This window comes from Nocardioides daeguensis, assembly GCF_019192965.1.
GTDB classification, from domain to species: domain Bacteria; phylum Actinomycetota; class Actinomycetes; order Propionibacteriales; family Nocardioidaceae; genus Nocardioides; species Nocardioides daeguensis.
This window is the reverse complement of the sequence record NZ_JAHTKU010000020.1, coordinates 130,212-154,400: the sequence shown is the minus strand read 5'-3', so window position 1 is coordinate 154,400 and position 24,189 is coordinate 130,212. Positions and strand designations below refer to the sequence as shown.

The 24,189-nt window shown below is 72.3% G+C and carries 23 protein-coding genes; 9 read left to right on the top strand and 14 right to left on the bottom strand.

What is annotated here, in order from left to right:
• Positions 1-19: 19 nt before the first annotated feature.
• The 4 genes from KU893_RS23675 to KU893_RS16630 form a co-directional block, all read right to left on the bottom strand.
• Positions 20-556 (bottom strand): gamma carbonic anhydrase family protein, encoded by a 537-nt coding sequence (locus tag KU893_RS23675; protein ID WP_218235498.1) that lies wholly within the window; start codon positions 554-556, stop codon positions 20-22.
• A 252-nt stretch (positions 557-808) separates the two neighbouring features.
• Positions 809-2,605, bottom strand: a complete 1,797-nt coding sequence (locus KU893_RS16640) for an acetyl/propionyl/methylcrotonyl-CoA carboxylase subunit alpha (RefSeq protein ID WP_218235497.1) — start codon at positions 2,603-2,605, stop codon at positions 809-811.
• A gap of 16 nt (positions 2,606-2,621) precedes the next feature.
• The gene (locus KU893_RS16635) at positions 2,622-2,879 is read right to left on the bottom strand and encodes an acyl-CoA carboxylase subunit epsilon (protein ID WP_218235496.1); all 258 of its coding nucleotides are present in this window, start codon (positions 2,877-2,879) and stop codon (positions 2,622-2,624) included.
• Positions 2,876-4,462, bottom strand: a complete 1,587-nt coding sequence (locus KU893_RS16630; protein WP_218235495.1) for an acyl-CoA carboxylase subunit beta — start codon at positions 4,460-4,462, stop codon at positions 2,876-2,878. Before KU893_RS16630 ends, KU893_RS16635 begins: the two co-directional genes overlap by 4 nt.
• Positions 4,463-4,511: 49 nt before the next feature.
• On the opposite strand from KU893_RS16630, the gene KU893_RS16625 reads away from it, so the two are divergent.
• The 6 genes from KU893_RS16625 to KU893_RS16600 all read left to right on the top strand — a co-directional run bounded on the left by KU893_RS16625 (position 4,512) and on the right by KU893_RS16600 (position 9,740).
• Complete coding sequence (locus KU893_RS16625; protein WP_257441377.1) at positions 4,512-5,207, top strand: TetR/AcrR family transcriptional regulator; 696 nt, start codon at positions 4,512-4,514, stop codon at positions 5,205-5,207.
• 46 nt (positions 5,208-5,253) lie between these two features.
• Positions 5,254-5,685, top strand: coding sequence for an SRPBCC family protein (locus tag KU893_RS16620; protein ID WP_218235494.1), 432 nt, complete (start codon positions 5,254-5,256; stop codon positions 5,683-5,685).
• 136 nt (positions 5,686-5,821) lie between these two features.
• Positions 5,822-7,360 (top strand): S8 family peptidase, encoded by a 1,539-nt coding sequence (locus KU893_RS16615; protein ID WP_218235493.1) that lies wholly within the window; start codon positions 5,822-5,824, stop codon positions 7,358-7,360.
• A gap of 60 nt (positions 7,361-7,420) precedes the next feature.
• Positions 7,421-8,074, top strand: a complete 654-nt coding sequence (locus KU893_RS16610; RefSeq protein WP_257441378.1) for a GTP pyrophosphokinase — start codon at positions 7,421-7,423, stop codon at positions 8,072-8,074.
• Positions 8,075-8,187: 113 nt separating this feature from the next.
• Positions 8,188-8,925: an SDR family NAD(P)-dependent oxidoreductase gene (locus tag KU893_RS16605; protein WP_218235491.1), complete on the top strand. Its 738-nt coding sequence runs from the start codon at positions 8,188-8,190 to the stop codon at positions 8,923-8,925.
• Positions 8,922-9,740, top strand: coding sequence for an SDR family NAD(P)-dependent oxidoreductase (locus KU893_RS16600; protein ID WP_218235490.1), 819 nt, complete (start codon positions 8,922-8,924; stop codon positions 9,738-9,740). The genes KU893_RS16605 and KU893_RS16600 overlap by 4 nt, the downstream gene beginning before the upstream one ends.
• 3 nt (positions 9,741-9,743) lie before the next feature.
• Here the strand turns inward: KU893_RS16600 and KU893_RS23355 are convergent, their stop codons facing one another.
• From KU893_RS23355 to KU893_RS23670, 4 genes are all read right to left on the bottom strand, one after another.
• Positions 9,744-11,168: a hypothetical protein gene (locus KU893_RS23355; RefSeq protein ID WP_218235489.1), complete on the bottom strand. Its 1,425-nt coding sequence runs from the start codon at positions 11,166-11,168 to the stop codon at positions 9,744-9,746.
• Between the two features lie 378 nt (positions 11,169-11,546).
• Positions 11,547-12,437 (bottom strand): alpha/beta hydrolase, encoded by an 891-nt coding sequence (locus KU893_RS16590; RefSeq protein ID WP_218235488.1) that lies wholly within the window; start codon positions 12,435-12,437, stop codon positions 11,547-11,549.
• The gene (locus KU893_RS16585) at positions 12,424-13,191 is read right to left on the bottom strand and encodes a tetratricopeptide repeat protein (RefSeq protein ID WP_218235487.1); all 768 of its coding nucleotides are present in this window, start codon (positions 13,189-13,191) and stop codon (positions 12,424-12,426) included. The genes KU893_RS16590 and KU893_RS16585 overlap by 14 nt, the downstream gene beginning before the upstream one ends.
• 105 nt (positions 13,192-13,296) lie before the next feature.
• Entirely contained in the window at positions 13,297-16,128 is a 2,832-nt protein-coding gene (locus KU893_RS23670) for an FAD-binding and (Fe-S)-binding domain-containing protein (RefSeq protein ID WP_218235486.1), read from the bottom strand.
• A gap of 92 nt (positions 16,129-16,220) precedes the next feature.
• Here KU893_RS23670 and KU893_RS16575 point away from each other — a divergent pair, with 92 nt between their 5' ends.
• Both KU893_RS16575 and KU893_RS16570 read left to right on the top strand, forming a co-directional pair.
• The gene (locus KU893_RS16575) at positions 16,221-17,276 is read left to right on the top strand and encodes an LLM class F420-dependent oxidoreductase (protein WP_246592747.1); all 1,056 of its coding nucleotides are present in this window, start codon (positions 16,221-16,223) and stop codon (positions 17,274-17,276) included.
• Positions 17,273-18,088: a crotonase/enoyl-CoA hydratase family protein gene (locus KU893_RS16570; protein ID WP_218235485.1), complete on the top strand. Its 816-nt coding sequence runs from the start codon at positions 17,273-17,275 to the stop codon at positions 18,086-18,088. Before KU893_RS16575 ends, KU893_RS16570 begins: the two co-directional genes overlap by 4 nt.
• A gap of 4 nt (positions 18,089-18,092) precedes the next feature.
• On the opposite strand, the gene KU893_RS23340 is transcribed toward KU893_RS16570, so the two are convergent.
• The 6 genes from KU893_RS23340 to KU893_RS16540 form a co-directional block, all read right to left on the bottom strand.
• Positions 18,093-19,268, bottom strand: a complete 1,176-nt coding sequence (locus KU893_RS23340; RefSeq protein WP_257441391.1) for a calcium-binding protein — start codon at positions 19,266-19,268, stop codon at positions 18,093-18,095.
• Between the two features lie 105 nt (positions 19,269-19,373).
• Complete coding sequence (locus tag KU893_RS16560) at positions 19,374-19,670, bottom strand: DUF4031 domain-containing protein (RefSeq protein ID WP_218235484.1); 297 nt, start codon at positions 19,668-19,670, stop codon at positions 19,374-19,376.
• A gap of 41 nt (positions 19,671-19,711) precedes the next feature.
• Positions 19,712-20,290, bottom strand: coding sequence for a C40 family peptidase (locus KU893_RS16555; protein ID WP_218235483.1), 579 nt, complete (start codon positions 20,288-20,290; stop codon positions 19,712-19,714).
• 345 nt (positions 20,291-20,635) lie between these two features.
• Positions 20,636-21,307, bottom strand: coding sequence for a hypothetical protein (locus KU893_RS16550; protein WP_218235482.1), 672 nt, complete (start codon positions 21,305-21,307; stop codon positions 20,636-20,638).
• Positions 21,308-21,414: 107 nt separating this feature from the next.
• A complete protein-coding gene (locus KU893_RS16545; protein WP_218235481.1) occupies positions 21,415-22,857 on the bottom strand; it encodes a glyceraldehyde-3-phosphate dehydrogenase in 1,443 nt (480 codons plus the stop codon).
• 98 nt (positions 22,858-22,955) lie between these two features.
• On the bottom strand, positions 22,956-23,453 hold the full coding sequence (locus KU893_RS16540; protein WP_218235480.1) for a VOC family protein: 498 nt from the start codon (positions 23,451-23,453) through the stop codon (positions 22,956-22,958).
• A 59-nt stretch (positions 23,454-23,512) separates the two neighbouring features.
• Here KU893_RS16540 and KU893_RS16535 point away from each other — a divergent pair, with 59 nt between their 5' ends.
• A complete protein-coding gene (locus tag KU893_RS16535) occupies positions 23,513-23,980 on the top strand; it encodes a MarR family winged helix-turn-helix transcriptional regulator (protein WP_218235479.1) in 468 nt (155 codons plus the stop codon).
• Positions 23,981-24,189 lie beyond the last annotated feature (209 nt).

The window sequence follows — 24,189 nt, the reverse complement described above, 5'->3', positions numbered from 1 at the left end:
GCCGGGCCGGGGGTTCGGGTCAGGACCTGCCGTCGACCGGTACGACGCCCGCGTGGTGCCGCTTCGCCAGCTCGGCGTAGTAGGCGGCGTTGGTCTCGACCCAGAAGTGGGCGCCCGTGCCCTCGATGGGCCGCTTCGTCTCGGCGGGCGCCCCGGCGGCGAGCACGCCCTCGGGGATCTTGGTGCCCGGCGTGACGACCGCGCCCGCCGCGACGAGCGAGCCTGCGCCGATCGTGGCGTGGTCGAGGACGGTGCTGCCGTTGCCGAGCAGCGACTTCTCGCCCATCGTGGCGCCGTGGAAGACGCAGGCGTGGGCCACGGTCGCGTTCGGACCGATCTCGACGACGACGTCCGGGGCGCCGTGGACGACCGAGTTGTCCTGGATGTTCGAGCCCTCGCGCACGATGATCGTGCAGATGTCGGCGCGCAGCACGGCGCCGTACCAGACGCTGGCACCCTTCTCGATGCGGACGTCGCCGATCAGCGTCGCGGTCGGCGCGACGAACGCCTCGGGGTGGACCTGGGGCCGGCGGCCTTCGAACTCGTAGAGGAACACGGGGCCACCGTAGGGCAGCACGTGTCCCGAGACGCGCCCAGGTCCGGAGACGCCGCGAGGTGGGGGGGGGGGCGGCCCCGGGGCCGGGCGCGCGCGCCCCCCGGGGGCCGGGGGGGGGGTCGGGGCCCCTCCCCTCCCCCCCCCCGCCCACCACCTCGCCTGGTCTCGTGACGCGTCGCTCGGTCCCTTGCTTCGCTGCGGGACCGAGCCGACGCTCCTCGACCTGCGGACGCATTCAGCGCCTTCGCAAGCTCAGGCGCTGGCGTCCTTGATCTCGCAGACGACCTCGCCGTTGCCGATGGTGGCGCCGACCTCGGCCGCGAGACCGGTGATCGTGCCGGCCTTGTGCGCCTTGAGCGGCTGCTCCATCTTCATCGCCTCGAGGACCACGACGACGTCGCCCTCGGCGACCTCCTGGCCCTCCTCGACGGCGACCTTGACGATGGTGCCCTGCATCGGCGAGGTCACCGAGTCGCCCGACGCCGCGGCGCCGGCCTTCTTGCCGGCCGCGCGCTTGGGCTTCTTCGCACCCGCGCCGCCGCCGACGGAGAGCCCGCCGAGGCCGGCCGGGAGGACGACCTCGATCCGCTTGCCTCCGACCTCGACGACGACCTTCTGCTTCTCGCCCTGCTCCTCGGCCTCGCCGGCGGCGCCGCCGGCGGCGCCGCCGTACGGCGTGATCTGGTTGTCGAAGTCGGTCTCGATCCAGGTCGTGTAGACGTCGAAGGAGCCCTCGCCGGACGGCGTGGACGCGCCGACCCAGGCGGGGTCGTTGACGATGACCTCGTGGAAGGTGATCGCGGTCGGCATGCCGTCGACCTCGAACTCCGCGAGGGCACGGCGGGAGCGCTCGATCGCCTGGGTCCGGCTGGACCCGGTGACGATCAGCTTGGCGATCAGCGAGTCGAACGCGCCGGGCACCGTCTCGCCGACCTGGTAGCCGCCGTCGACGCGGACGCCGGGACCCTGCGGCGGGTTCCAGGCGGTGAGCGTGCCGGGGGCGGGCATGAAGTTGTTGCCGCCGTCCTCGGCGTTGATCCGGTACTCGATGGAGTGCCCGCGGACCTCCGGGTCGCCGTAGCCGAGCTCCTCGCCCGCGGCGATGCGGAACATCTCGCGGACCAGGTCGATGCCGGTGACCTCCTCGGACACGCAGTGCTCGACCTGGAGACGGGTGTTGACCTCGAGGAAGGAGATCGTGCCGTCGGCGGCGACGAGGAACTCGCAGGTGCCGGCGCCGACGTAGTTGGCCTCGCGCAGGATCGCCTTCGACGACTCGTAGAGGCGCGCGTTCTGCTCGTCGCTGAGGAACGGCGCGGGCGCCTCCTCGACCAGCTTCTGGTGGCGGCGCTGCAGCGAGCAGTCGCGGGTCGAGACCACGACGACGTTGCCGTGCGTGTCGGCCAGGCACTGGGTCTCGACGTGGCGGGGCTTGTCGAGGAACTTCTCGACCAGGCACTCGCCGCGGCCGAAGGCGCTGATCGCCTCACGGGTGGCGGACTCGAAGAGCTCGGGGATCTCCTCGAGGGTGCGGGCCACCTTGAGGCCGCGACCGCCGCCGCCGAAGACCGCCTTGATGGCGACCGGGAGGCCGTGCTCCTTCGCGAACGCGACGATCTCGTCGGCCGACTCGACCGGGTCCTTGAGGCCCGGGGCCAGCGGGGCGCCGGCAGCCAGCGCGATCTGCTTCGCCTTCGCCTTGTCGCCCAGGCCGTCGATCGCCTCGGGCGAGGGGCCGATCCAGATCAGGCCGGCGTCGATGACCGCCTGTGCGAAGAGCGCGTTCTCGGCCAGGAAGCCGTAGCCCGGGTGGACCGAGTCGGCACCCGACTGCTTCGCGACATCGATGATCTTGGCGATGTCGAGGTAGGTCTCGGCGGGGGTCGAACCGCCCAGGGAGTACGCCTCGTCGGCCAGGCGCACGAACAGCGCGTTGGCGTCCGGCTCGGCGTACACCGCGACCGAGCCGATACCCGCGTCCTTGGCGGCACGGATGACCCGAACCGCGATCTCGCCGCGGTTGGCGATCAGGACCTTCTTCAAACTCATGGTGTGGCCTTCCAGTTCAGCGGGGCAGGGCGCTGGCGCGCCAGGCGCCGCGTCCGGGGTTCGGGTGGGAGCTGGCGGTACGACGCAGGCGGCGGGCCGGGTTGGTCCACTCGGAGCGTGGTGCCTCGGGCGCCGCGGCGCCACCGCCGAGGGCGGAGAGCACCGCGACGATCGCGGCAACCTCCTCCGGCGTGGTGCCCGGCGTGATGACCCGCAGCAGGGGAGCGGCGGGAGTCGCCGCCTGCTCGGCCTCGGTCACGGTCTCGGCGCTCACAGCGGGATGTTCCCGTGCTTCTTGGGCGGGAGCACCTCGCGCTTGTTGCGCAGCAGGCGCAGTGCCTTGACCACCTCGGCGCGGGTCTCCGACGGCTTGATCACGCCGTCGACGTAGCCGCGCTCGGCCGCGATGTAGGGGTTGGCCAGCGTGGTCTCGTACTCGTCGATCAGCTCGGCCCGCTTGGCCTCGACGTCACCGCCGGCGGCCTCGAGCTCGGCGAGGGTACGGCGGTGCACGATGTTGGCCGCGCCCTGGGCGCCCATCACCGCGATCTGGCCGGTGGGCCACGACAGGTTGATGTCGGCGCCGAGGTGCTTGGACCCCATGACGTCGTACGCGCCGCCGTAGGCCTTGCGGGTGATGATCGTGACGAGCGGGACGGTCGCCTCGGCGTAGGCGTAGATCAGCTTGGCGCCGCGGCGGATGATGCCGAGGTGCTCCTGGTCGACACCGGGGAGGAAGCCGGGGACGTCGACGAAGGTCAGCACCGGGATGTTGAAGGCGTCGCAGAACCGGACGAACCGGGCGGCCTTCTCCGAGGCGTCGATGTCGAGGGTGCCGGCGAACTGCATCGGCTGGTTGGCGACGACGCCGACCGAGCGGCCCTCGACGCGGCCGTAGCCGACGATGATGTTGGGTGCGAACAGCGGCTGCACCTCGAGGAAGTCGCCGTCGTCGACGATCGTCGTGATGACGTCGTGCATGTCGTAGGGCTGGTTCGGCGAGTCCGGGATCAGCGTGTCGAGCGCGAGGTCCTCGGGCGTGGGCTCGAGGTCGGCCGCCTCGTCGAAGGACGGGGCGTCGTCGAGGTTGTTCTGCGGCAGGAACGCCAGCAGCGCCTTGACGTACTCGAACGCGTCCTCCTCGTCGTGGGCCATGTAGTGGGCGTTGCCCGACTTGGTGTTGTGGGCCCGGGCGCCGCCGAGCTCCTCCATCGAGACGTCCTCGCCGGTGACCGTCTTGATGACGTCCGGGCCGGTGATGAACATGGCGGAGGTCTGGTCGACCATGATCGTGAAGTCGGTGACGGCGGGGGAGTAGACGTGGCCGCCCGCGCAGTTGCCCATGATCATCGAGATCTGCGGGATCACGCCGGAGGCGTGCACGTTGCGCTTGAAGATCTCGCCGTACAGGCCGAGCGAGACGACGCCCTCCTGGATGCGGGCGCCGGCGCCCTCGTTGATGCCGATGATGGGGCAGCCGGACTTGATCGCCAGGTCCATGACCTTGGTGATCTTCTCGCCGTACACCTCGCCGAGCGAGCCGCCGAAGACGGTGAAGTCCTGGGAGAACACGCACACCTGGCGGCCGTCGACCGTGCCGTAGCCGGTGATCACGCCGTCGCCGTACGGGCGGGTCTTCTCGAGGCCGAAGGCCGTGGAGCGGTGGCGGGCGAACTCGTCGAGCTCGACGAAGCTGCCCTCGTCGAAGAGCATCTCGATGCGCTCGCGGGCGGTCTTGCGCCCCTTGGCGTGCTGCTTCTCCTGCGCCTTGGCGGCGGGAGCGTGCACGGCCTCGTCGGTGCGGCGGTCGAGGTCCGCCAGCTTGCCCGCCGTCGTGTGCAGGTCGATCTCGGTCATGAAACTGAGTATCATCCATTGATACTGGAGTTCACAAGGGGGGTGGGGTGTGACGCAATCGCGTGACGACGACCGCCGGGCGCCGGCCGCCAAGGGCCCGGGCCCTGCCGCCGCGATCGTCGACGCCGCCTTTCGGCTGTTCAACGAGTTCGGGTACGACGAGACCAGCGTCGACGACATCGCCTCCGCCGCGGGCGTCAGCCGCAGCTCCTTCTTCCGGCTCTTCGGGTCCAAGGAGATGGTGATCTTCCCCGACCACGACGCGATCCTCGCGGCGGTCGAGGAGCGGCTCGCGGCCTCCACCCAGAAGAGCGCCATCCTCGCCGTGTCCGACGCGGTGCGGGTCGTGCTGTTCCACTACATCGCCGAGGGCCCGCTGGCCCGGCGTCGTTACCAGCTCACCTCGACGGTGCCCGCGCTGCGCGAGCGCGAGCTGATCAGCGGGTCGCGCTACCAGCAGCTGTTCCGGCAGTACATCAGCGCCTGGGGCGACGGCACCGAGGAGTCCGAGCGGCGCGGCGAGCTGATGGCGGCCGCCGTCGTCGCCGCCCACAACCGGGTGCTCCGCCGCTGGCTGCGCGAGGAGTGCGAGGACCCGCACATGGAGATCGACCAGGCGATGGCGCAGGTCAACGCGCTCTTCGCCCCGCCGCCGGCGACGACCCCCGCCGCTCCCGGCGCGATCGTCGTCGTCCGCACCGACCAGGACCTCGAGGCCGTCGCGGAGCAGCTCCGCTCGCTGTGACCGGCCGGACGGGCTGCGGGGATCGGCCGGGGGTACCGCCGCGGTCATGCCGAGCGTCGAGCGCGTCGTCGTCGTCCCCCGTCCCGTCGAGAAGGTCTGGGACTACCTGACCGACTTCACCACCACCGAGGAGTGGGACCCGCCCACCGTGACCACGGTGCGGACCTCCGGCGACGGCGGCGTCGGTACGACGTACCGCAACGTCTCCTCCTTCCTCGGTCACGAGACCGAGGTCGAGTACCGCGTGATCGCCTCCGTGCCGCACGAGCTGTTCGAGCTCACCGGGTCCGCCGCGGGCGTCGACCTGCGCGACACGCTCCGCTTCTCCGAGCAGGACGGCGTGACCACGGTGCGCTACCGCTCCGAGCTCACGCCGCACGGCGTCGGCAAGCTGGCGTCGCCCGTCGTGAAGGGCGGCCTCGAGCTGCTCGCCAACCAGGTCGCCCAGAAGATCGAGGAGCGTCTGCTCCTCCTCTAGCGAGGCCGGGCGGGCGCGCAATGGCTCCGGTCGTGCGGAACTTCGGCCGCGGATCCTCTCGCCAAGGCGGCCTCCGGGAGGACAGGATGTGACCCGGCGCACATCCCCGCGCCCTTCCTCTCGGAAAGGTTGATCCATGCCTCACCTCAACCGGCGGTTCCGTGCCGCCGTCCTCACGGTCGCGACCGGCCTCACCCTGGCCGGACTGTCCGTGACCGGATCCGGCGCCGTCGCCGCCCCCGGCGCCGCGGCCGACGAGCCCCCGTCGACCCCCGTGCCGATCAGCACGCCCGACGGAGTCGTGTCGGCGTACCTGCTCAACGCCAAGCACGCCAACCCCGGCCAGACCCGCCTCGTGGAGCGCGCCGTGACCCGGGCCGGCGGTGTCGTCGTCCAGACCTGGCCGCAGATCGGCGTCGTCGTCGCCCACAGCGACGAGGCCTCGTTCCGCGCCGACGTCCAGGCGTACGCCGGCAACGCGCTCGAGTCGGTCGGTGCGACCCGCACCGTGCCGGTGTCCGAGGGCACTCCGGCCGGCGTCCAGGCGCCGTGGGGCCCCGGCAAGGGACAGGTCCGCAAGGCCCAGCAGTCGCCGCAGCACGACGACACGGAGAACACCCTCACCGCCGCCGACCCGCGCGAGGCGGAGCAGTGGGACATGCAGGTGATCAAGGCCGACCAGGCGCACGCCATCACCGACGGCTCCCGTGACGTCGTCGTCGGCGTGCTCGACTCCGGCATCGACCCCGACCACCCGGACCTCGCGGCCAACATCGACGTCGCCGACTCGGTCAACTGCAGCGACGCCGGCCGTCCGGACACCTCGCCGACGGGCTGGTACCCGACCACCAGCGACCACGGCACCCACGTCGCCGGCACCATCGGCGCGGCGCGCAACGGCACCGGCATCGTCGGCGTCGCGCCCAACGTGCGGATGGCGGCGGTCAAGGTCGTCAACGACGACGGCTTCATCTACCCGGAGTACGCCGTGTGCGGCTTCGTCTGGGCCGGTTCGCACGGCATGGACGTGACCAACAACAGCTACTACGTCGACCCGTTCGAGTTCTACTGCGAGGACCAGCCCGACCAGTACGCCGCCAAGGAGGCCGTGCGCCGCGCGGTCGCCTGGTCGACCGGCCAGGGCGTCGTCCACGCCGCGGCCGCCGGCAACTCGGCCCACGACCTCGCCGACAAGTCGTCCTTCCTCGACGAGGGCAGCCCTGACGACGGCACGCCGGTGACCCGCACGCTCAACAGCGGCTGCCAGGACATCCCGACCGAGCTGCCCGGCGTGGTGACCGTCTCCGCGAGCCACCGCGACGACATCTTGTCGTACTTCTCGAACCGCGGCCTCGGCGTCATCGACGTGGCCGCCCCGGGGCGGCGCATCCTGTCGACCATCGTCACCGACAACGGCTACGGCCTGAAGTCGGGCACGTCGATGGCCTCGCCGCACGTCGCCGGCGTCCTCGCCCTCATGAAGTCGGCCCACCCCGACCTCACGCCGGCACAGATGGTCGCCAAGCTGCGCGCCGACGCCGACGACCACGCCTGCACGATCCAGGAGACGCCGCCGCTGCCGACGATCCCGTTCGGGGCCCCGTGCGTCGGGACCAACGCCGACAACAGCTACTACGGCGAGGGCATGGTCGACGCCCTCGATGCCGTGCGCTGAGGCACCAGGTGACCGGTGGCCGCCTGCGGGCGGTCACCGGTCGCCGGGCAGACTCGGTGCGTGACCACGACGAGCGCGCCCCCGGACGAGGAGTCGAACGCCGACGACTCGTCGGCATTCGAGCGAGCGTTGGGTCCGTTCCTGCTCAACTACAAGTTCGGCCTCGACGAGATCCTCACCAAGATCAACATCCTGCGCGAGGAGCTCGCCTTCCGCGGCAACGGCAACCCGATCGAGCACGTCAGCTCGCGGCTGAAGTCCGTCGAGAGCCTGCGGTCCAAGGCGCTGCGGATCGGCTGCCCGCTCGAGGTCGACGCGATCGCCGAGCAGATCACCGACATCGCCGGGGTGCGGATCGTGTGCAGCTTCATCGCCGACGCCTACCAGGTGCTCGACATGCTGACGACCCAGCCGGACATCACCGTGCGCACCATCAAGGACTACGTGGCGCAGCCGAAGCCCAACGGCTACCGCAGCCTGCACGCGATCGTGGAGATCCCGGTCTTCCTGTCCGACACGGTGCGCACCGTCGCGGTGGAGCTGCAGATCCGCACCGCGGCCATGGACTTCTGGGCCAGCGTCGAGCACAAGATCTACTACAAGTACGCCAAGGACGTGCCTGCCGAGCTCGTCGAGGAGCTCTCTGCCGCCGCCCGGGTCGCCCACGAGCTCGACACCCGGATGGCCGAGCTGCACCGCATCGTGCACGGCTGACCCCGGCTCGCGGCGTGCTGCGGCCGCGGGGTCTCCCGCGAGCACGGGCAGCGCAGAACTAGAACAGGTTCTATGGTGTCCTCGGCATGCTGCCGCGAACTCCAGGAGGACCCATGACCGACCAGCCCGCTCCCCGCGCCCAGCGCTTCACCGGCCGCCGGGTCGTCGTCACGGGAGCCGCCGGCGGCCTCGGCCAGGTCGTCGCCGAGCTGTTCCGCGCCGAGGGCGCGACCGTGGTCGCGACCGACGTGGTCGCCGCCGACGGCGTCGTGGCCTGCGACCTGTCCGACGACGCGGCCCGTGACGCCTTCGTCGCGGACGCCCTCGCCGAGCTGGGCGGCCTCGACGTGCTCTGCAACGTCGCCGGGATCCAGAAGTTCGCCCAGATCGGCTCGATCACCGCCGACCTGCTGCGCAAGCACTTCGACGTCAACGCCCTCGCCCCGATCATGCTCGCCCAGGCCTGCGCCGACGCACTGGTCGAGAGCAAGGGCAACGTCGTCTCCGTCGCCTCGATCTCGGCCGTGATGGGCCAGCCCTACAACGCGCCGTACTGCTCCTCGAAGGCCGCGCTCCTGCTCGGCATGCGTGCCCTCGCCGTCGAGTTCGGCACCAAGGGCGTGCGGGTCAACTGCGTGTCGCCCGGCGGCATCGCCACCCCGATGGTCGAGGCGGCGGCGGCCGGCCTGCCCGCCGACGCCAACTGGGACCTGGTCGCCCGCAGCACCTCGGTCATTCCCGGCTTCATGCCGCCCGCCGATGTCGCCGAGGCGCTCCTCTACCTCGCCTCCGACGCGGCCGCGTCGGTCACCGGCGCCAACCTCGTCGTCGACCGCGGTGTCGTCTGGTGATCACCGGGTCGCCCCGCCGTGCGATCGTCACCGGCGCCGGTCCCCGTTCCATCGGCCGGGCCGTCGCTGACGCGCTCCTGGCCGACGGCTGGGACGTCGTCGTCACCCGCCGCGACACCCTCGACCTCGCCGACCGCGCCTCGGTCGCCGCCTTCGCCGCGTCGTACGCCGAGCAGGCCGACCGCCTCGACCTGCTGGTCAACAGCGCGGGCATCCACCTCGACCTCGGCTCGCGGTGGAAGGAGCCCCAGCTCGTCGACGGGCACGAGATCCACTGGCGCACCAACTACCTCGGCACCGTCGACCTGACCACCGCTCTGCTGCCGCTGCTCCTCGCGGCGCCGTCGCCGACCGTCGTGCACCTCGTCTCCCAGCTGCACGACCGCGGCACCACCGACCAGCTGCTCGGCCGGCCGGTGGACTACGACTCGTGGGCGTCCTACGGCACCTCCAAGCTCGGGCTGGTCCACCATGCCGCGCTCCTCGCCGAGACGTACGGCGACCGGGGCCTGCGCGCCCTCGCCGTCCACCCCGGCTCGGTGTCGACCAACATCGCCAACCGTGGCCTCGAGACCCGCCCGCTGCTGAGGCGGCTGCGCAACCTGGCCCTGCCGCTCGAGCGCCGTACCCTCATGACGCCCGAGGAGTCGGCCGCCCACCTGGTCCGGATCGCCACCGACCCGTCCAGCGGCTCGGGGTACTACCGCAAGAGCCGGCCGGTCGACCCGGCGCCGGCCGCAGGCGACCTCGCCGCCCGCGAGGCGCTCGCGGCGACGACCGAGGCATGGTTGGCTGGCGGCTCCGGAGGCCGGTGACGCTCAGGCCGCGTCGCCGCCGGCGAAGACGAGGGCGTCGTGCTCGTGGAGCTGGTACTCGGCTTTGGTGAGCACGGTGGTGCCGCCCCCGGTGACGAGGCGGTAGAGGCCGTGGGGTGTTGCCCAGATCCATCTGTCGGGTCCGAGCTGCAGGACGGTGTAGCCGAGGTGGGTCTTGGCTCGGTGGTGGTGTCTGCCGAGTGGGGTGTCGTTGTGGTCGCCGGTCTGGCCGGGTGGGCCGTTCTTGTCGTAGGGCACCGTGTGGTCGTGATCGGGGCTTCGGCCGTGCTTCGTGAAGAGCTTCGTGGCGTGGGGGAAGACGTCGCCCAGGGTGCGTAGCTCGGTGCGGTGCTTCACGTCCGCGGGGTGTTCGTAGCCGTTGACCGAGCGCCCGGTGTGGAGGTCCACGACGGGGGTGATGGTCACGTGCGCACCGCGTCTCAGCAGGTCGCGGACCTGGTCGAGGAGGCGGGGTCCGTTGACCCGGCCCTCGACGCGGGCCAGGGGCCCGAGGGTGCCGGTGGTGTCGTGGGCCAAGTGGACGACGAGGTCGACGGCTGCCCTGCCGGGGTCCGCGGTGCCGGGGTCTGCGGTGCCGGGGTCGCGACCTTCCTCCGATGCCTGGAGGAACGCGAGGACGGCGGCGGGGTCGGCGAGCATGGCGAACGCTTCGGCCCGCCAGTGGTCCATCCCCCACGGTTCCCCGCCGTCGACCGGGGCCGGCGCGTTCTCAGCCAAGGCGAGGGCGAGGTCGTCGACCATGCGGGCGTGGGCGAGGGCGTCGGCCTCGTCGATGCGGGCGAACACGACCCCCAGCCCGGCAGCGTTGTCCACGGAGTCGATCTGGGTGCCGGGGCGGGGCTGGGGGAACCAGACCCCTTTGCCCTTCTGGTTGGCGTTGATCCGTTCCCGATGGGCGACGGGGTCGGCTTCGATGATTTTGGCCTCGGCGATCTTCAGGATCCGTGAGGGTGCCTGGTCCAGGGCCGCGGCGACCGCGGTGTCGACGACCCGGACCTGGGAATTGCTGAGCTTGCGGGACCAGCGGGCGACCTTGCGGACCACCCACAGCTCACAACGCCCGGCTTTCACTCCCTCCCACACGGTGGGGAGGCGGTGGCGCAGGTCGAACGCATCGGCCACCGCGCTGCGGGTCGACAGGACACCTTCGTGGCGGGCGATCGCCATCTCCACCAGGGCCAGGTCCTGGACCTGCGGCGTTCCGTCGCCGCCGAGGGTGATCAGCTTTGGACCCCCGAGTCGTACGGGCACCGCGTCGGGTTCGGTCTGCGGGTCATTCGAGTGGAGGTCGGCCCAGGCGAGCAGCAGCTCCAGCTGTTCGACTTCGTGGATCCGGCGGACCTGGACGCCGTTCTCGGCCGCGTGGAGCAGCTGCGCCGGGGCGGCGTCCGAGAGGTCCGAGAGCATGGGTCGATTCTACTCGAACACACGTTCGTACGCCATGGACTCGAGGGGACTTTCCCCATATTTCTAGCGGTTTCTCGCGCCTTCCCATCGCGGCCCCGCCGTCTCGGCGGGAATCGCAAGCCGACCGCGGAACCCGACCCCTACGCCCCTCCTTCGTTGCTGCCTTTCCGGAACCCGACCGGCTGCGCGACCGAAGCCCGCTGACCGTCTCCCTGGCACGCAAGAGCGGGTCTGCGTCGTTCGGGACATGCGGCAGCTCAACGGCGAGGAAGCGGCAACTCAACAGCGAGGAAGCGGCAACTCAACAGCGAGAAAGTGGCAACTCGACAGCAAGAAAGTGGCGACTCAACGATCTCCTCACCCGCAGACGGCAGCGCGCTACGCGTCGAGCGCCTCGGCCAGGAAGCGCAGCTGCTTCGGCACCACGCGCCGCCAGTACCCGATGTCGTGGTCGCCCCGGCTGAACCCGCCGGCGGGCCGCTCGGGGAGGTCGCGGACGAAGTCGCGGGTGGCCGCGTAGAAGGGGTCGCCCGTGCCGCAGTCCACCCGGAGGGGTACGTCGGCCAGGGTGTTCTCGCGCCCGAACACCGTCATCCGCGCGAAGTCCGCCGCGTCGTCGAACGCGCCCGGCGACGTGTCGTCGTACCGGTGCCACAGGGCGGGGCTCATCACGCCCACCGCCTTGACCGCGTCGCCGAGCGCGGGGGTCAGGTGGAGTGCGCCGAACCCACCCATCGACCAGCCGAGCAGGCCGATCCTGCTGGTGTCGAGACCGCGCTGTGCCAGCAGGGGCAGGAACTCGTCGACGACCATGGCGCCGGCGTCCTCGCCGCTGCGCCGGGCGTGCCAGTAGGTGTCGCCCCCGTCGACGCTCGCGATCGCGACCGGCGGCATCCCGTCGGCGATGCCGGCCGCGAGGAACCGGTCGAGCGCCAGGTAGGAGCGCGCGAAGGCCGACGCGTGGTCGTTGCGCCGCCCGTGCAGCACCACCACGACCGGCGGTCCGGGCCCGTCGGTGAACCGGCCTCCCCACGGGGTCGCGATCGACCACCCGCAGGTCGCGCCCTTGCGGGCCGCGGAGACGAAGCTGCCCGACACCGGCTCGCCGCCCCGCACGTGCGGGACGACGCCGTCCGGTCCGTCGTCCGTCCGGTGCCGGTACGCCGCCCCCGCCGCACCCGCTGCCCCCAGCGCCACCACCCCGCCGCCGGCACCGAGCAGCCCGCGACGCGAGAGGCGACGGCCCGGGCGGGGCTCACTCCTCGTCATCGTCGTCCAGCTCCTCCTCGAGCTCGCGCAGCGCCTGCGCGGCCAGCGTGTCACCCCTGGCCGCGGCCAGCCGGAAGTGCTCGAGCGCGCCCTCGGTGTCCCCCAGGCAGTCGAGCAGGATCGCGAGGTTGTGGTGGGCGTGGGCGTCGCCGAGCGCGGCGCCGGCCCGGTAGGCGGCCTCGGCTGCGACCGGGTCGTTGAGGACATCGGCGTACAGGTTGCCGAGCGGGAGCATGCTCTCCGTCTCGCCGAGCAGCATGCCGCGCTCCAGCACCGCGCGCCCCTCCTCGAGGCGCCCGGACCGGATCAGCAGCTGGGCGAGGTCGCCGCGCGCCGACGGGAACAGCTCGGCGCCGGCGCGCAGGTCGTCCTCGAGTGCCGGGTCCCACGACGTGCACCACCGCCAGCAGGCCACGACCGCCGCCGCGGTCGCGTTCCCGGTGGCTGCTGCCCGCTCGGCCGTCGCGAGCGCCTCGTCGCACCGGTCCAGCTCGCGCAGCATGAACGCGATCGCGAGGGTGGCGTCCTCGTCGCCAGCCGCCTCGGCACGCTCGAAGGCCGCGAGCGCCTCCGACCACCGTTCCAGGTCGGCCAGCGTGTTGCCCAGGTTGTAGGAGCCGAGCACCGACCCGAGCTCCTCGGCCATCCGGAAGCAGTCGATGGCGGCCTCGAGCCGGCCCAGCTCCGCCAGCTCGCAGCCGGTCTCGATCAACGCCTCCTCGTCCGAGGGATCGATGCGGTCAGCAGGGGACATGCCCGGAACCTAGCGGTGCAGCTCCGCGAGCGCGGGCAGTTGCCTGACTCAGCGCTGAGCCGAGCCGGCCGTGATCGGCTCGGAGGGAGCGGGTGGTCGAGGCGGTCAGCGCAGGCCGCGCGCCAGCAGCTCGGCGAGGTGCACCGGCTCCGCGTCGGGAGCCAGCTCGTCGAGCTGCGTGCGGCACGAGAAGCCGTCGGCCAGCACCACCCGCCGCGCGTCGTCGGCCGACGACCGCAGCGCCGGCAGCAGGTTCGCCTCGGCGACCGCGACCGACACCTCGTAGTGCCCCTGCTCGACGCCGAAGTTGCCGGCCATGCCGCAGCACCCGGGCACCGCCTCGACCGTCGCGCCGGCCCGCTCGAGCAGCGCCTGGTCGGTGCTCCAGCCCATCACCGCGTGGTGGTGGCAGTGCGGCTGCGCGACGATCCGCACCCCGGCCAGCGAGGGCGGGGTCCAGGCCGGCGTGCGGGACAGCAGCTCGGCCAGCGTGGTGGTCGCACCGGCGACGGCCGCGGCGTCGGGGCCCGGCACCAGCTCGCGCAGCTCGTGGCGCAGCACCGCCGTGCACGACGGCTCCAGTCCGACGATCGGCACCCCGGCGTGGGCGTCCTCCTTGAGCGCCTCGACCATCCCGCCCAGCCGGCGGGCGGCGCCGTCGAGCTGGCCGGTGCTGATCCACGGCAGGCCGCAGCACTCCTGCTGCCGGGTGATCCGCGGGTCGTAGCCCGCGTCGCGCAGCACCGCGACCGCCGCATCGGCGACGCGCGGCGCGAAGTGGTTGGTGAACGAGTCGACGAAGAGCACGACCGGCGTACCCGTCCCCGCGGCACCGCCGAAGGTACGGCGGAACGTGCGCCGCGCGAACGCCGGCATCCGCCGCCGCGTGTCGACGCCGGCCGCCTTCAGGGCCACCTTCCGCAGCGGCGCGAGGTCCATCGACTTGTTGGCGAAGCGCGGCATCGCGGAGCCGACCTTGGCCCACCGGGGCAGCCAGCCGACGGAGTAGTGCGAGCGCGGCCGCAGCTTGCGCTTGTAGGTCTGGTGCAGCACCTCGGCCTTGTAGGAGGCCATGTCCGTCCCGGTCGGGCAGTCCGACGCACAGCCCTTGCAGGACAGGCACAGGTCGAGTGCCTCGTGCACCTCCGGCGAGCTCCAGGTCGTCGTGCTCGAGCCGTTGACGATCTCCTGCAGCAGCCGGGCGCGGCCGCGGGTGGAGTGGATCTCCTCCTTCGTCGCCTGGTACGACGGGCACATCACGCCGCCCGAGCCGCTGTTGTCGGCGCGGCACTTGCCCACCCCGGTGCAGCGGTGCACGGCCTGGCCGAAGTCGCCGCCGTCGGAGGTGTAGGCGAGTGCCAGGCCCCCCGACTGCTTGGTCAGGCGCGCCGTCGCGGTGTAGCGCAGGTCGGCGGTGCTGGAGGCGGGCTCGACCAGGATCCCGGGGTTGAGCATCCGGGTGGGGTCGAAGACGTCCTTCACGGCGGCCATCAGGGAGAGCGCGGCGGGGGAGTACATCCGCGGCAGCAGGTCGCTGCGGGCCCGGCCGTCGCCGTGCTCGCCGGACAGCGAGCCGCCCAGGGAGGTGACCAGGTCGGCCGCGTCCTCGAGGAACGCGCGGAACGCCTCGGCCCCGTCGGGCCGGTCGAAGGGGAAGTCCATCCGCACGTGCAGGCAGCCTTCGCCGAAGTGCCCGAACGGCATCGCGGTCAGCTCGTGCCGGGCGAGCAGCTCCTCGAACGAGGTCAGGTAGGTGCCGAGCCGGTCCGGCGGTACGGCGGCGTCCTCCCAGCCTGCCCAGGCGGGCTTGCCCGACGGCGCACGTCCGGCGAGGCCGGCTCCGTCGGCGCGGATCTTCCAGAGCCGGTCGGCCGTCCTCGGGTCGTCGACGACGAGGGCCGAGATGCCGAGGCCGGCGGCGGCGAGCAGGTCCGCCCGGCGCCGTACGTCGTCGGGGTCGGTGCCGGACAGCTCGACGAACATCCAGGCGTCGCCGGCCGGCAGCGGCGGCACGGCGTTCTCCCCGCGGCGCTCGCGGATCACGTCGACGATGCGCCGGTCCAGGCCTTCGCACGCGGACGGCTCGAAGGCGAGCACCTCGGGTGTCGCGAAGCCGGCGGTCGGGAAGTCGGCGAAGCCGAGCACGACCATGACCGCGACCTTCGGTGCGCGGACCAGCCGGACCGTCGCCTCGGTGAGCACCGCCAGCGTGCCCTCGGACCCGACAAGGGTCCGGGTGAGGTCGAAGCCGCGCTCGGGTGCGAGGTGGTCGAGCGCGATGCCGGAGACGTGGCGCCCGAAGGTGCCGAACTCGGTCCGCACGGTGGCGAGGTCGCCCGCGACCACCTTCCGCAGCCGGTCCAGGACGTCGGAGCCCTCGGCAGAGGCGACGGGCGTCCCGTCCGCGTCGTACCCCGTCGTCAGCGTGGACCCGTCGGCGAGCAGCGCCCGTACGGCACGCACGTTGTGGGAGGTCCGGCCGTAGGCCAGCGAGCGCGCCCCGCACGCGTCGTTGCCGATCATCCCGCCGATCGTGCAGCGGGTGCTGGTCGACGGATCCGGCCCGAACCTCAGCCCGTGGGGTGCCGCCGCCTGCTGCAGCACCGCCTGGACCACGCCCGGCTGGACCACCGCGGTCTCCGCCTCGGCGTCGACCGAGAGCACCTGGTTCAGGTGCCGGCTGAAGTCGATGACCACGCCGGGGCCGATCGCGTTGCCGGCGACCGAGGTCCCCGCCCCGCGGGCGGTGACCGTCAGCCCCTCCGCGCGGGCGGCGGCCAGGACCGCGGCCACCTCGTCGCCCGAGCGCGGGAACGCGACGGCGACGGGCGGGACCCGGTAGAGCGAGGCGTCGGAGGAGTAGGCGCCGAGGACCGCGGCGTCGTCGCTGACGTCGCCCGCTCCGTGGCGCTGGAGCTGCTGAGCGATGCCGGACACAGGCTGAAATCTAGTGGGTGGCGGCGACGGCTACGCTCCCGTCCCAGGTCACGACCACACCACGACCACCACCACGACAGCCAGGGGGCGCCATGCGGCTCGGCATGATCATCGACTACTCCGGCGGGTTCGCCGAGACCGTGGAGCTGCTCCAGGAGTACGAGCGCAACGGGCTCGACCTGATCGCGATGCCGGAGGCGTACTCCTTCGACGCGGTCAGCCAGCTCGGCTACATCGCCGCCAAGACCGAGCGCCTGGAGCTGATGTCGGCGATCTTCCAGATCTACACCCGCACCCCGTCGCTGACCGCGATGACGGCCGCCGGCCTGGACTTCGTCTCCGAGGGCCGGTTCACGCTCGGCCTGGGCGCCAGCGGGCCGCAGGTGATCGAGGGCTTCCACGGCGTCAAGTACGACGCTCCGCTGGGCCGCACCCGCGAGGTGATCGAGATCTGCCGGCAGGTGTGGAAGCGCCAGCCGGTCGAGTTCGAGGGCAAGTACTACGACATCCCGCTGACCAAGGAGAAGGGCGGCTCCGGGCTCGGCAAGCCGCTCAAGATCATCAACCACCCGGTCCGCAGCGAGATCCCGATCTCGGTCGCCGCGCTCGGCCCGAAGAATGTCGCCCTGGTCGCCGAGCTCGCCAACGGCTGGCAGCCGCTGTTCTTCCACCCCGGCAAGCGCGACCTCGCCTGGGGCGAGCCGCTCGCCGAGGGGTTCGCGAAGCGCGACCCCGCACTCGGCGAGCTCGACATCCAGCTCCAGATCGCCTTCCACCTCGGCGAGCCGTCGCCCGAGGCCGTGCAGGCGATCCGCAACCAGCTGGCGCTGTACATCGGCGGCATGGGCGCGCGCGACAAGAACTTCTACAACCAGCTGGCCTGCCGCTACGGCTACGAGGCCGAGGCCAAGGAGATCCAGGACCTCTACCTCTCGGGCGCGAAGGCGGAGGCCGCGGCCGCCGTACCCCAGGAGCTGGTCGACGCCGTCACCCTGCTCGGTGACGAGGACTCGATCCGCCGGCAGGTGGCCGAGTTCCACGCCGCCGGCGTGCGCACCTTCCTGCTGAACCCGCTCGCCGCGACCGACGAGGAGAAGGTGGCGCAGGTGCGCCGGCTCTCCGAGATCGTCAAGGAGGTCGTCGCGTGAGCGAGCCCCGGTTCACCCTCACCCGCGACGGCGCGGTCGCCACCGTCGGCCTCGCCGGCCCGGGCGGCAAGGCGGTCATGGACGAGGCGTTCTTCGCCGAGCTGGCCGCGACCTTCACCGAGCTCGACGCCGACGACGCGGTCCGCGCCGTCGTGCTCGCCGGTGCGGGCGACCACTTCTCCTACGGCCTCGACCTGGCCGCGGCCGCCGGCACCTTCGCGCCCTGGCGACAGGCCACCCATGCCGGCGCCCGGCAGGAGCTGATGGCCCTGATCCGCCGCTGGCAGAGCGCGCTCGACACGGTGGCGAACCTCCGCAAGCCCACTGTCGCCGCCGTCACCGGCTGGTGCATCGGCGGCGGCGTCGACCTCGCCGTCGCCTGCGACGTCCGGGTCGCGTCGGCCGACGCGGTGTTCAGCGTGCGCGAGGCCAAGGTCGGCATCGTCGCCGACCTCGGCAGCCTGCAGCGCCTCGTCGGCGTCATCGGCGACGGCCACCTGCGCGAGCTCGCCCTCACCGGCGACGACGTCGACGCCGCTCGCGCCGCGCAGATCGGGCTGGTCAACCACGTCCACGCCTCCGCCGCCGAGACCCGTACGGCGGCCGCCGACCTCGCCGCCCGGATGGCGGCCAACTCGCCGCTGGTCCTGCGCGGCATCAAGGACGTCCTCGACGCCGAGCGTGGTCCGCGGGTCGAGGCCGGCCTGCGCTACACCGCGGTGTGGAACTCGGCCTTCCTGCTCAGCGACGACCTGGACGAGGCGATGCTGTCGTTCCTCGAGCGGCGCCCCCCGGAGTTCACCGGCCGCTGACGCCTCACGGCACCAGCCGGTCGCGGCCGGGACCGCCGTACAGCCGGTCCTGGCCGCCGCCGCCGCGGAGCACGTCGCGCCCGGCACCGCCACAGAGCAGGTCCCGGCCGCCGCGGCCACGGATCCGGTCGTTCCCGCCGAGGCCGACGATGACGTCGCGTCCCGGCGTGCCACGGAGCACGTCGTCGCCGGGCGTGCCGACGATGGTGGCCGCCCGCCCGTGGCAGGTGCGCACGGGCGGCTGGCCGCAGCCGCCCTCGGGGGTGATCACGACCTGGCCGCTCGTCGCCTCCGGTGCGACTCCGGTCTGGGCCGGCGGCACGCTGCTGTAGCTGCCTCCGCCGCCGCCCCCGCCGGCCGTGCTGTCGAGCAGACCGCCGCCCCCGCCGCCGCCGTAGCCGCCGCCCCCGCCGCCGGCCGTGCCGCCGCCTCCGCCGCCGCCGAAGCCACCGTTCCCCCCGCTGCCGCCCGTCACGACCTGGCCGGCGCCGCCGGCGCCCCCGTTGCCCATCGCCCAGCCGCCCGCGCCGCCCTGACCGGCGTTCGCGCCGTCGAGCACCACGCCGCCGCCCCCGCCGCCGCCCTCCGTGCCGTCACCGGCGCCGCGAGCCACCAGGCTGGAGCCGCCGACGCTCCCGCCGCTCGACGCGGTGTCGATGCCGGCGCCGGTGCCGCCGACGCCGGCCGGGGCGCCGTTGCCGCCGGTGCCGGTCGAGCTGGCGTCGAGCCCGCCGGTCGTCGCCCCGGAACCACCGCCACCGCCGGCGACGACCAGGACGCCGGCCGCGGTCGGTCCGGTCACCACGAAGGACCCGCCGCCGCCACCGCCGCCGGTCTGGCCGGGTACGCCGTTCCCGCCGGCGCCGCCGACCAGCACCTGGAGGGTGCTGCCTGCCGACACCGGGACACCCGGCACGAAGAGGAAGCCCCCGTGACCGCCGGCCTGTGTCGAGCCGCCGCCGGGAGCGCCCACGACGTACAGGCTCACCCGGTGCACGCCGGCCGGCACCACCCACGACTGGACGGTGCCGCTCGCGCCGAAGACGACGGGAGCGGGCGCGGCGCAGGAGCCGACACCGGCCGCGGGCGGTGGGCCGGCCGTCGGGAGGACGAGGGCGCCGGCGGCGAGAGTCGCGCCGGCGAGCGCACGGGCCACGGGACGGGGCAGCGGGAGAGTCACGAGAGGTCCTCCGGGAGCAGCGGACGGGCGAGCCGATCCGCCCCCATCGGCCGGCATTCGCACGCTACTCCGGCGCGCCGCGCCCGGAAAGGGCGCGCCGCGGACCTACCGGTCCTCAGCACTCCGCTTGGACCGGGTGATCGCGGCGACCGCACGGCCGTAGGCGATCGGCACCGCGCCGAGTGCCAGCGCGCGCTGCCGGGTCGGTTCGGTGACGTCGAAGTGCTCCGTGGCGGTGCCGGCGTTCTGGATCCAGCGCTCCTCGATGCCGAGCCGCCGCGCGAAGTCCAGCAGCTCGCGACGACCGGCCTCGCCGGGCAGGTCGGAGAGCAGGTGGGACCAGACGCCGTCGACGGGACCGACCACGGCCTCGAGCTGCATGTCGTCGACGTACACCGTCATGGGGCAAGGCTCCCACGGGGCCGGCGGGAACCGGCGAGAGGTCAGCGCACCCGGCCGTAGAACACCGAGCCGCTCCAGATCCGGTCGCGGCGGACCGGGACGCCGGGCCGCGAGGCGTGCCACAGCGTGTGGTTCCCGGCGTAGATGCCGACGTGGTAGACACGGCCGCCGCTGGTGAAGAACACCAGGTCGCCGACCTGCGGACGGCCGACCCTCCGGGTCGCGCCGGCCTGGGCGCCGGAGGTGCGCGGCAGGTTCTTGCCGACGTGGCGGTACGTCCACTGGACCAGGCCCGAGCAGTCGAAGGCGTTGGGGCCGGCGGCGCCGTACACGTAGGGCTTGCCGGCGCGGGAGCGCACCGTGGCCATCACCCGGGCGACGCGCTTCGCGGCCCGCTTCTTGGCCTTGTGTGCCTTCTCGGCCTTGTTCTGGGCGGCGGTGTCGGCGGTCTGGGGCTGGTCGGCGGCCCCGCCCTCGGCCGTCTCGGCCGGGAGGACGTGCAGGACCGCTCTGTCGGGGTCGTCGGCGTGGGCCTGGGGAGCCGGCGTGAACAGGCACGCCGACGCGAGGACGGGCACGACGAGAAGGCGCGCGGCAGCGCGCGACACGAGGGTGGACATCAGGAGGAGCTCCGCAGCGGCGCCTGCGAGAGATGACCTGTCGGACTTGGGCTGCTGGTGCCCAGGGACGCCGTGCGTCCCTTCGCCCCGAGCCGGATCGCTCCGGCGTACTACCTGGGTCTCCCGTGCCCGCGCTTACTTCATCGTGGTCGATGTCTCCCCACCGTCGAGCGCGGGCCTCGGCGCGACGCGGGCGGCCTCCCCGGGTCGGAGAGGTCTCAGCGTCCAGTGCACCCTGCGTGCGGCGGGCAGCGCAGTGGTCACGGTCACGTTTACGGCGTGGCGATCCTCACCCGGTCCGATGTAACGCGGACGCTGATCGGCACCGCCGATCAGCGCATCGGCTCACCCCGGGAAGTGCGGATCGGCCAGCAGGTACTGCGCGATCAGACCCTCGCGGCCGCGGTGCGGGCGCACCGGCTCAGGGACCATCCGGCCCTCCGCGGTGTCCCAGAACCGGTCGACCTGCAAGGCGATGCGCCGGGCCAGCCGGCCGGCCAGGCCGTGGTGCGGGAGGTAGGGGTGCGGGCGCGTCGGCACCCGCTTCTCGGTGCGGTAGAGCTGCTCGGCGAGGCCGCCGCGCTGGGCGTCGTCCAGGGCCGCGGACAGGTCGCGGGCCAACCGGAGCTCCATCGTCCGCAGGGCCGCCAGCTCGCGCTCGACCTCGTCCCAGATACCGGTCCACGAACGGCGCACGACCCACGTGGAGCCGTAGAGCTTGGCCTTGAGCTCGGTCAGGGCGACCTCGAGCCGCTTGCTCTGCAGGGCGAGCTCATGGACGCGCTCGCCGCCCTGCTCGAGGTGGTGCCGTGCCGCGGGGGCGAGCACCGCGTTGGCCGCCGAGACGTGGCGGCTCGTGCTTGCCAGGAACGGGTCGGCGGCGCTGAGCGCGGCCCGTGGTCGTTCCCGGGTGGGCCGGGAGGCCTCGGCGCTGCGCATCCGGGCGTGGAGCACGGCGTAGGTCGAGATGACGGTGTCGGCGAGGACGTCGGCGCCGGTGTGCGGGCTTTCGTTCATGGCTCCTCCTCGGAGAGAACCCCTCTCCAACGAGTGTGCGCCGGTCCCGAGCCCCTTGCAAGGGGCCGGGACCGGCGCACAGGACGACCGGTGGAGCCGGTCGCGCGTCAGACGCGCGGCAGCGTCGTGTACTCCACGCCGCAGATGTACTGCACGGTGCGCAGCACCTGGCAGGAGTAGCCGAACTCGTTGTCGTACCAGACGTAGAGGATGGCCGAGTCGCCGTCGACGATCGAGGCGCCGCCGTCGACGATCGAGGCCGCACGGGCGCCGATGAAGTCGGTCGACACCGCGTCGGATGCGGTCGTGTAGTCCAGGTTGCGGGCCAGCGGGCCGACGAGCGAGGCCTTGCGCAGGTGGTCGTTGACCTCCTCGCGGGTGGTCTCGCGCTTGAGCTGCAGGCTCAGGATGGCGATCGAGACGTCCGGCGTGGGGACGCGGATCGAGTTGCCGGTGATCCGCGCCTGGAGGTCCGGCAGCACCTTCGCCACGGCCGAGGCCGCGCCGGTCTCGGTGATGACCAGGTTGAGCGGCGCGGAGCGGCCGCGCCGGTCGGCCTTGTGGTAGTTGTCCAGCAGGTTCTGGTCGTTGGTGAACGAGTGCACCGTCTCGACGTGGCCGCGGACGATGCCGAACTCGTCCTCCATCGCCTTGAGCGGCGGGACGATCGCGTTGGTCGTGCAGGAGGCGCAGGACAGCACCTTCTCGTCGAGGTCGACGTCGAGGTGGTTGACGCCGTGCACGATGTTGGGGACGTCGCCCTTGCCCGGAGCGGTCAGCAGCACCTTGGCGATGCCCGGGCGCAGGTGGGTCGACAGTCCCTCGCGGTCGCGCCAGATGCCGGTGTTGTCGATGAGGATGGCGTCGTTGATGCCGTACTCGGTGTAGTCGATCTCGTCGGGCGAGTTCGAGTAGATCACCTGGATCACGTTGCCGTTGGCGATGATCTGGTTCTTCTCCTCGTCGACCGTGATCGACCCGTTGAAGGCACCGTGGATCGAGTCGCGACGCAGCAGCGAGGCGCGCTTCTTCAGGTCGTCGCCCTTGCCCTTGCGGACGACGACGGCGCGCAGCCGCAGGCCGTTGCCCGAGCCGGACTTCTCGACGAGCAGGCGCGCGACGAGTCGGCCGATCCGGCCGAAGCCGTAGAGGACGACGTCCTGCGGGCACGGCGCGGGCAGCTTGTTGTCACCGGTGGCCTCGGCGAGGGCCGCCGCGGTGAAGTCCGGGATCGGCTGGGAGCCGTCGGTCGCGCGGTAGGCGCGGATCAGCAGCGCCAGGTCGACCTTCGCGGCGCCCAGGTCGAGCGCGGCGATGGCCTCGAGGAAGGGGAGGGTGTCCGCGACCGAGAGCTCGACGCCGTCGATCTGGCGGGCGTAGCGGTGCGTCTTGAGGATGTCGATGACCGACTTGTTCACCAGCGAGCGGCTGTGGAGCAGGATCGTGACGTCCTTCTCGCGGTGCAGCCTGCCGACGATGGGGATCATCGCCTCGGCGATCTCCTCGTGGTGCTTCCAGCGAGTGAACTTCTCTTCGGTGGTGGTGCTCAACGCTTCCCCTTTTAACAGGTCGACAAAGCCGCTTGATCGTAGGCCCCGTGCCGGGGGCCGGGGCTAATCGGGCCGCTCGCTGGGACGCGTGGCGCCGGTCACAGCACCTTGGTTCCGTACATCTCGCCGAGCGGGTCGGCCAGCAGCTCCAACCGCTCGCCGTCGGGGCCGGGGAAGTAGAGCGAGACCTTCGACTCCAGGTGGTACTCCACCCCGGCCTCGTCGAGCTTGGCCCGCAGGTAGTCCCACTTCTCCCGGGTCACCGAGATGGCGAGGTGGTGGTGCCCGCCGAGCACCTCGGCGTACGGCCCGAGGTCGAGGCCGGGCAGGGTGAAGAACGCCAGCAGGTTGCCCGCGCCCACGTCGAAGAAGAAGTGGTCGGAGCCGGCGTAGTCGCGGTTCTCGAAGATCTCCGTCAGCGGGAACTCCAGCAGTCCCTGGTAGAACTCGATGGTCCGCCGGACGTCCGAGGACAGCAGGGCGGCGTGGTGGATGCCGCGGGCGCTGCTCTCGGGGCGCTCGCCCTCGGGAGCGAGGTACTCCCGCTTGATCCGCTCGCGGTCCTGGGTGATCGCGTCGAGGTCGATGGTTGCCATGTCAACTACTCTCCTCCGAGGTCGTGGATGTGTCAACATTCGCCGCTAGGATGACACCGATGAGTACGACGACGCGATGGCTCGACCCTGAGGAGTCCCGGGCCTGGCGGGCCTGGCTGGACCTCAACAACCGGCTGTTCGCGCGCCTCAACCGTGAGCTGCAGGCGACCAGCGGTCTGTCGATCTCCGACTACGAGATCCTCGTCGCCCTCACCGACGACGACGTGCCCGAGCACTCGCTGCGGATGTACGAGCTCGGCGAGCGCCTCCAGTGGGAGAAGAGCCGGGTCTCCAAGCAGGTCTCCCGGATGGAGGCGCGCGGCCTCGTCGAGCGCCGGCACTGTGCCGACGACCGGCGCGGCGCCTTCGTCGACCTGACCGACGCCGGTCAGGCTGCCATCGACGCCGCCGCGCCCGGCCACGTCGCACTGGTGCGCGAGCTGTTCTTCGACGGCCTCAACGGCGACCAGGTCCGCAGCCTGGGCCGCTTCGCCACCTCGGTCCTCGACCGCCTCGCCGACGACTGACCCAGGCCGCGCGCCGCCGCTTGTAACTAAGGGTTACAGCACGTTTTAGCCTGCAACAGCGCCGAGGTAGTGGCAACAACGCCCTGGTGGATGCTCGCGACCGGCCTCGTGAGCTGGGGTGCCGAGCCTGAGGTCGTCAGGGCTATCTACCCGGGTGCTATTGCCACTACCCGGGCGGTGTTGCGGCACTTTTCGTGACGTAACACTTA

Bases quoted from the DNA above. Each gene is read 5' to 3' on its own strand.
- KU893_RS16640 (WP_218235497.1), bottom strand. From the start codon at position 2,605: ATGAGTTTGAAGAAGGTCCTGATCGCCAACCGCGGCGAGATCGCGGTT.
- KU893_RS16630 (WP_218235495.1), bottom strand. From the start codon at position 4,462: ATGACCGAGATCGACCTGCACACGACGGCGGGCAAGCTGGCGGACCTC.
- KU893_RS16620 (WP_218235494.1), top strand. From the start codon at position 5,254: ATGCCGAGCGTCGAGCGCGTCGTCGTCGTCCCCCGTCCCGTCGAGAAG.
- KU893_RS16615 (WP_218235493.1), top strand. From the start codon at position 5,822: ATGCCTCACCTCAACCGGCGGTTCCGTGCCGCCGTCCTCACGGTCGCG.
- KU893_RS16605 (WP_218235491.1), top strand. From the start codon at position 8,188: ATGACCGACCAGCCCGCTCCCCGCGCCCAGCGCTTCACCGGCCGCCGG.
- KU893_RS23355 (WP_218235489.1), bottom strand. From the start codon at position 11,168: ATGCTCTCGGACCTCTCGGACGCCGCCCCGGCGCAGCTGCTCCACGCG.
- KU893_RS16590 (WP_218235488.1), bottom strand. From the start codon at position 12,437: ATGACGAGGAGTGAGCCCCGCCCGGGCCGTCGCCTCTCGCGTCGCGGG.
- KU893_RS16585 (WP_218235487.1), bottom strand. From the start codon at position 13,191: ATGTCCCCTGCTGACCGCATCGATCCCTCGGACGAGGAGGCGTTGATC.
- KU893_RS16575 (WP_246592747.1), top strand. From the start codon at position 16,221: ATGCGGCTCGGCATGATCATCGACTACTCCGGCGGGTTCGCCGAGACC.
- KU893_RS16560 (WP_218235484.1), bottom strand. From the start codon at position 19,670: ATGACGGTGTACGTCGACGACATGCAGCTCGAGGCCGTGGTCGGTCCC.
- KU893_RS16555 (WP_218235483.1), bottom strand. From the start codon at position 20,290: ATGTCCACCCTCGTGTCGCGCGCTGCCGCGCGCCTTCTCGTCGTGCCC.
- KU893_RS16550 (WP_218235482.1), bottom strand. From the start codon at position 21,307: ATGAACGAAAGCCCGCACACCGGCGCCGACGTCCTCGCCGACACCGTC.
- KU893_RS16540 (WP_218235480.1), bottom strand. From the start codon at position 23,453: ATGGCAACCATCGACCTCGACGCGATCACCCAGGACCGCGAGCGGATC.
- KU893_RS16535 (WP_218235479.1), top strand. From the start codon at position 23,513: ATGAGTACGACGACGCGATGGCTCGACCCTGAGGAGTCCCGGGCCTGG.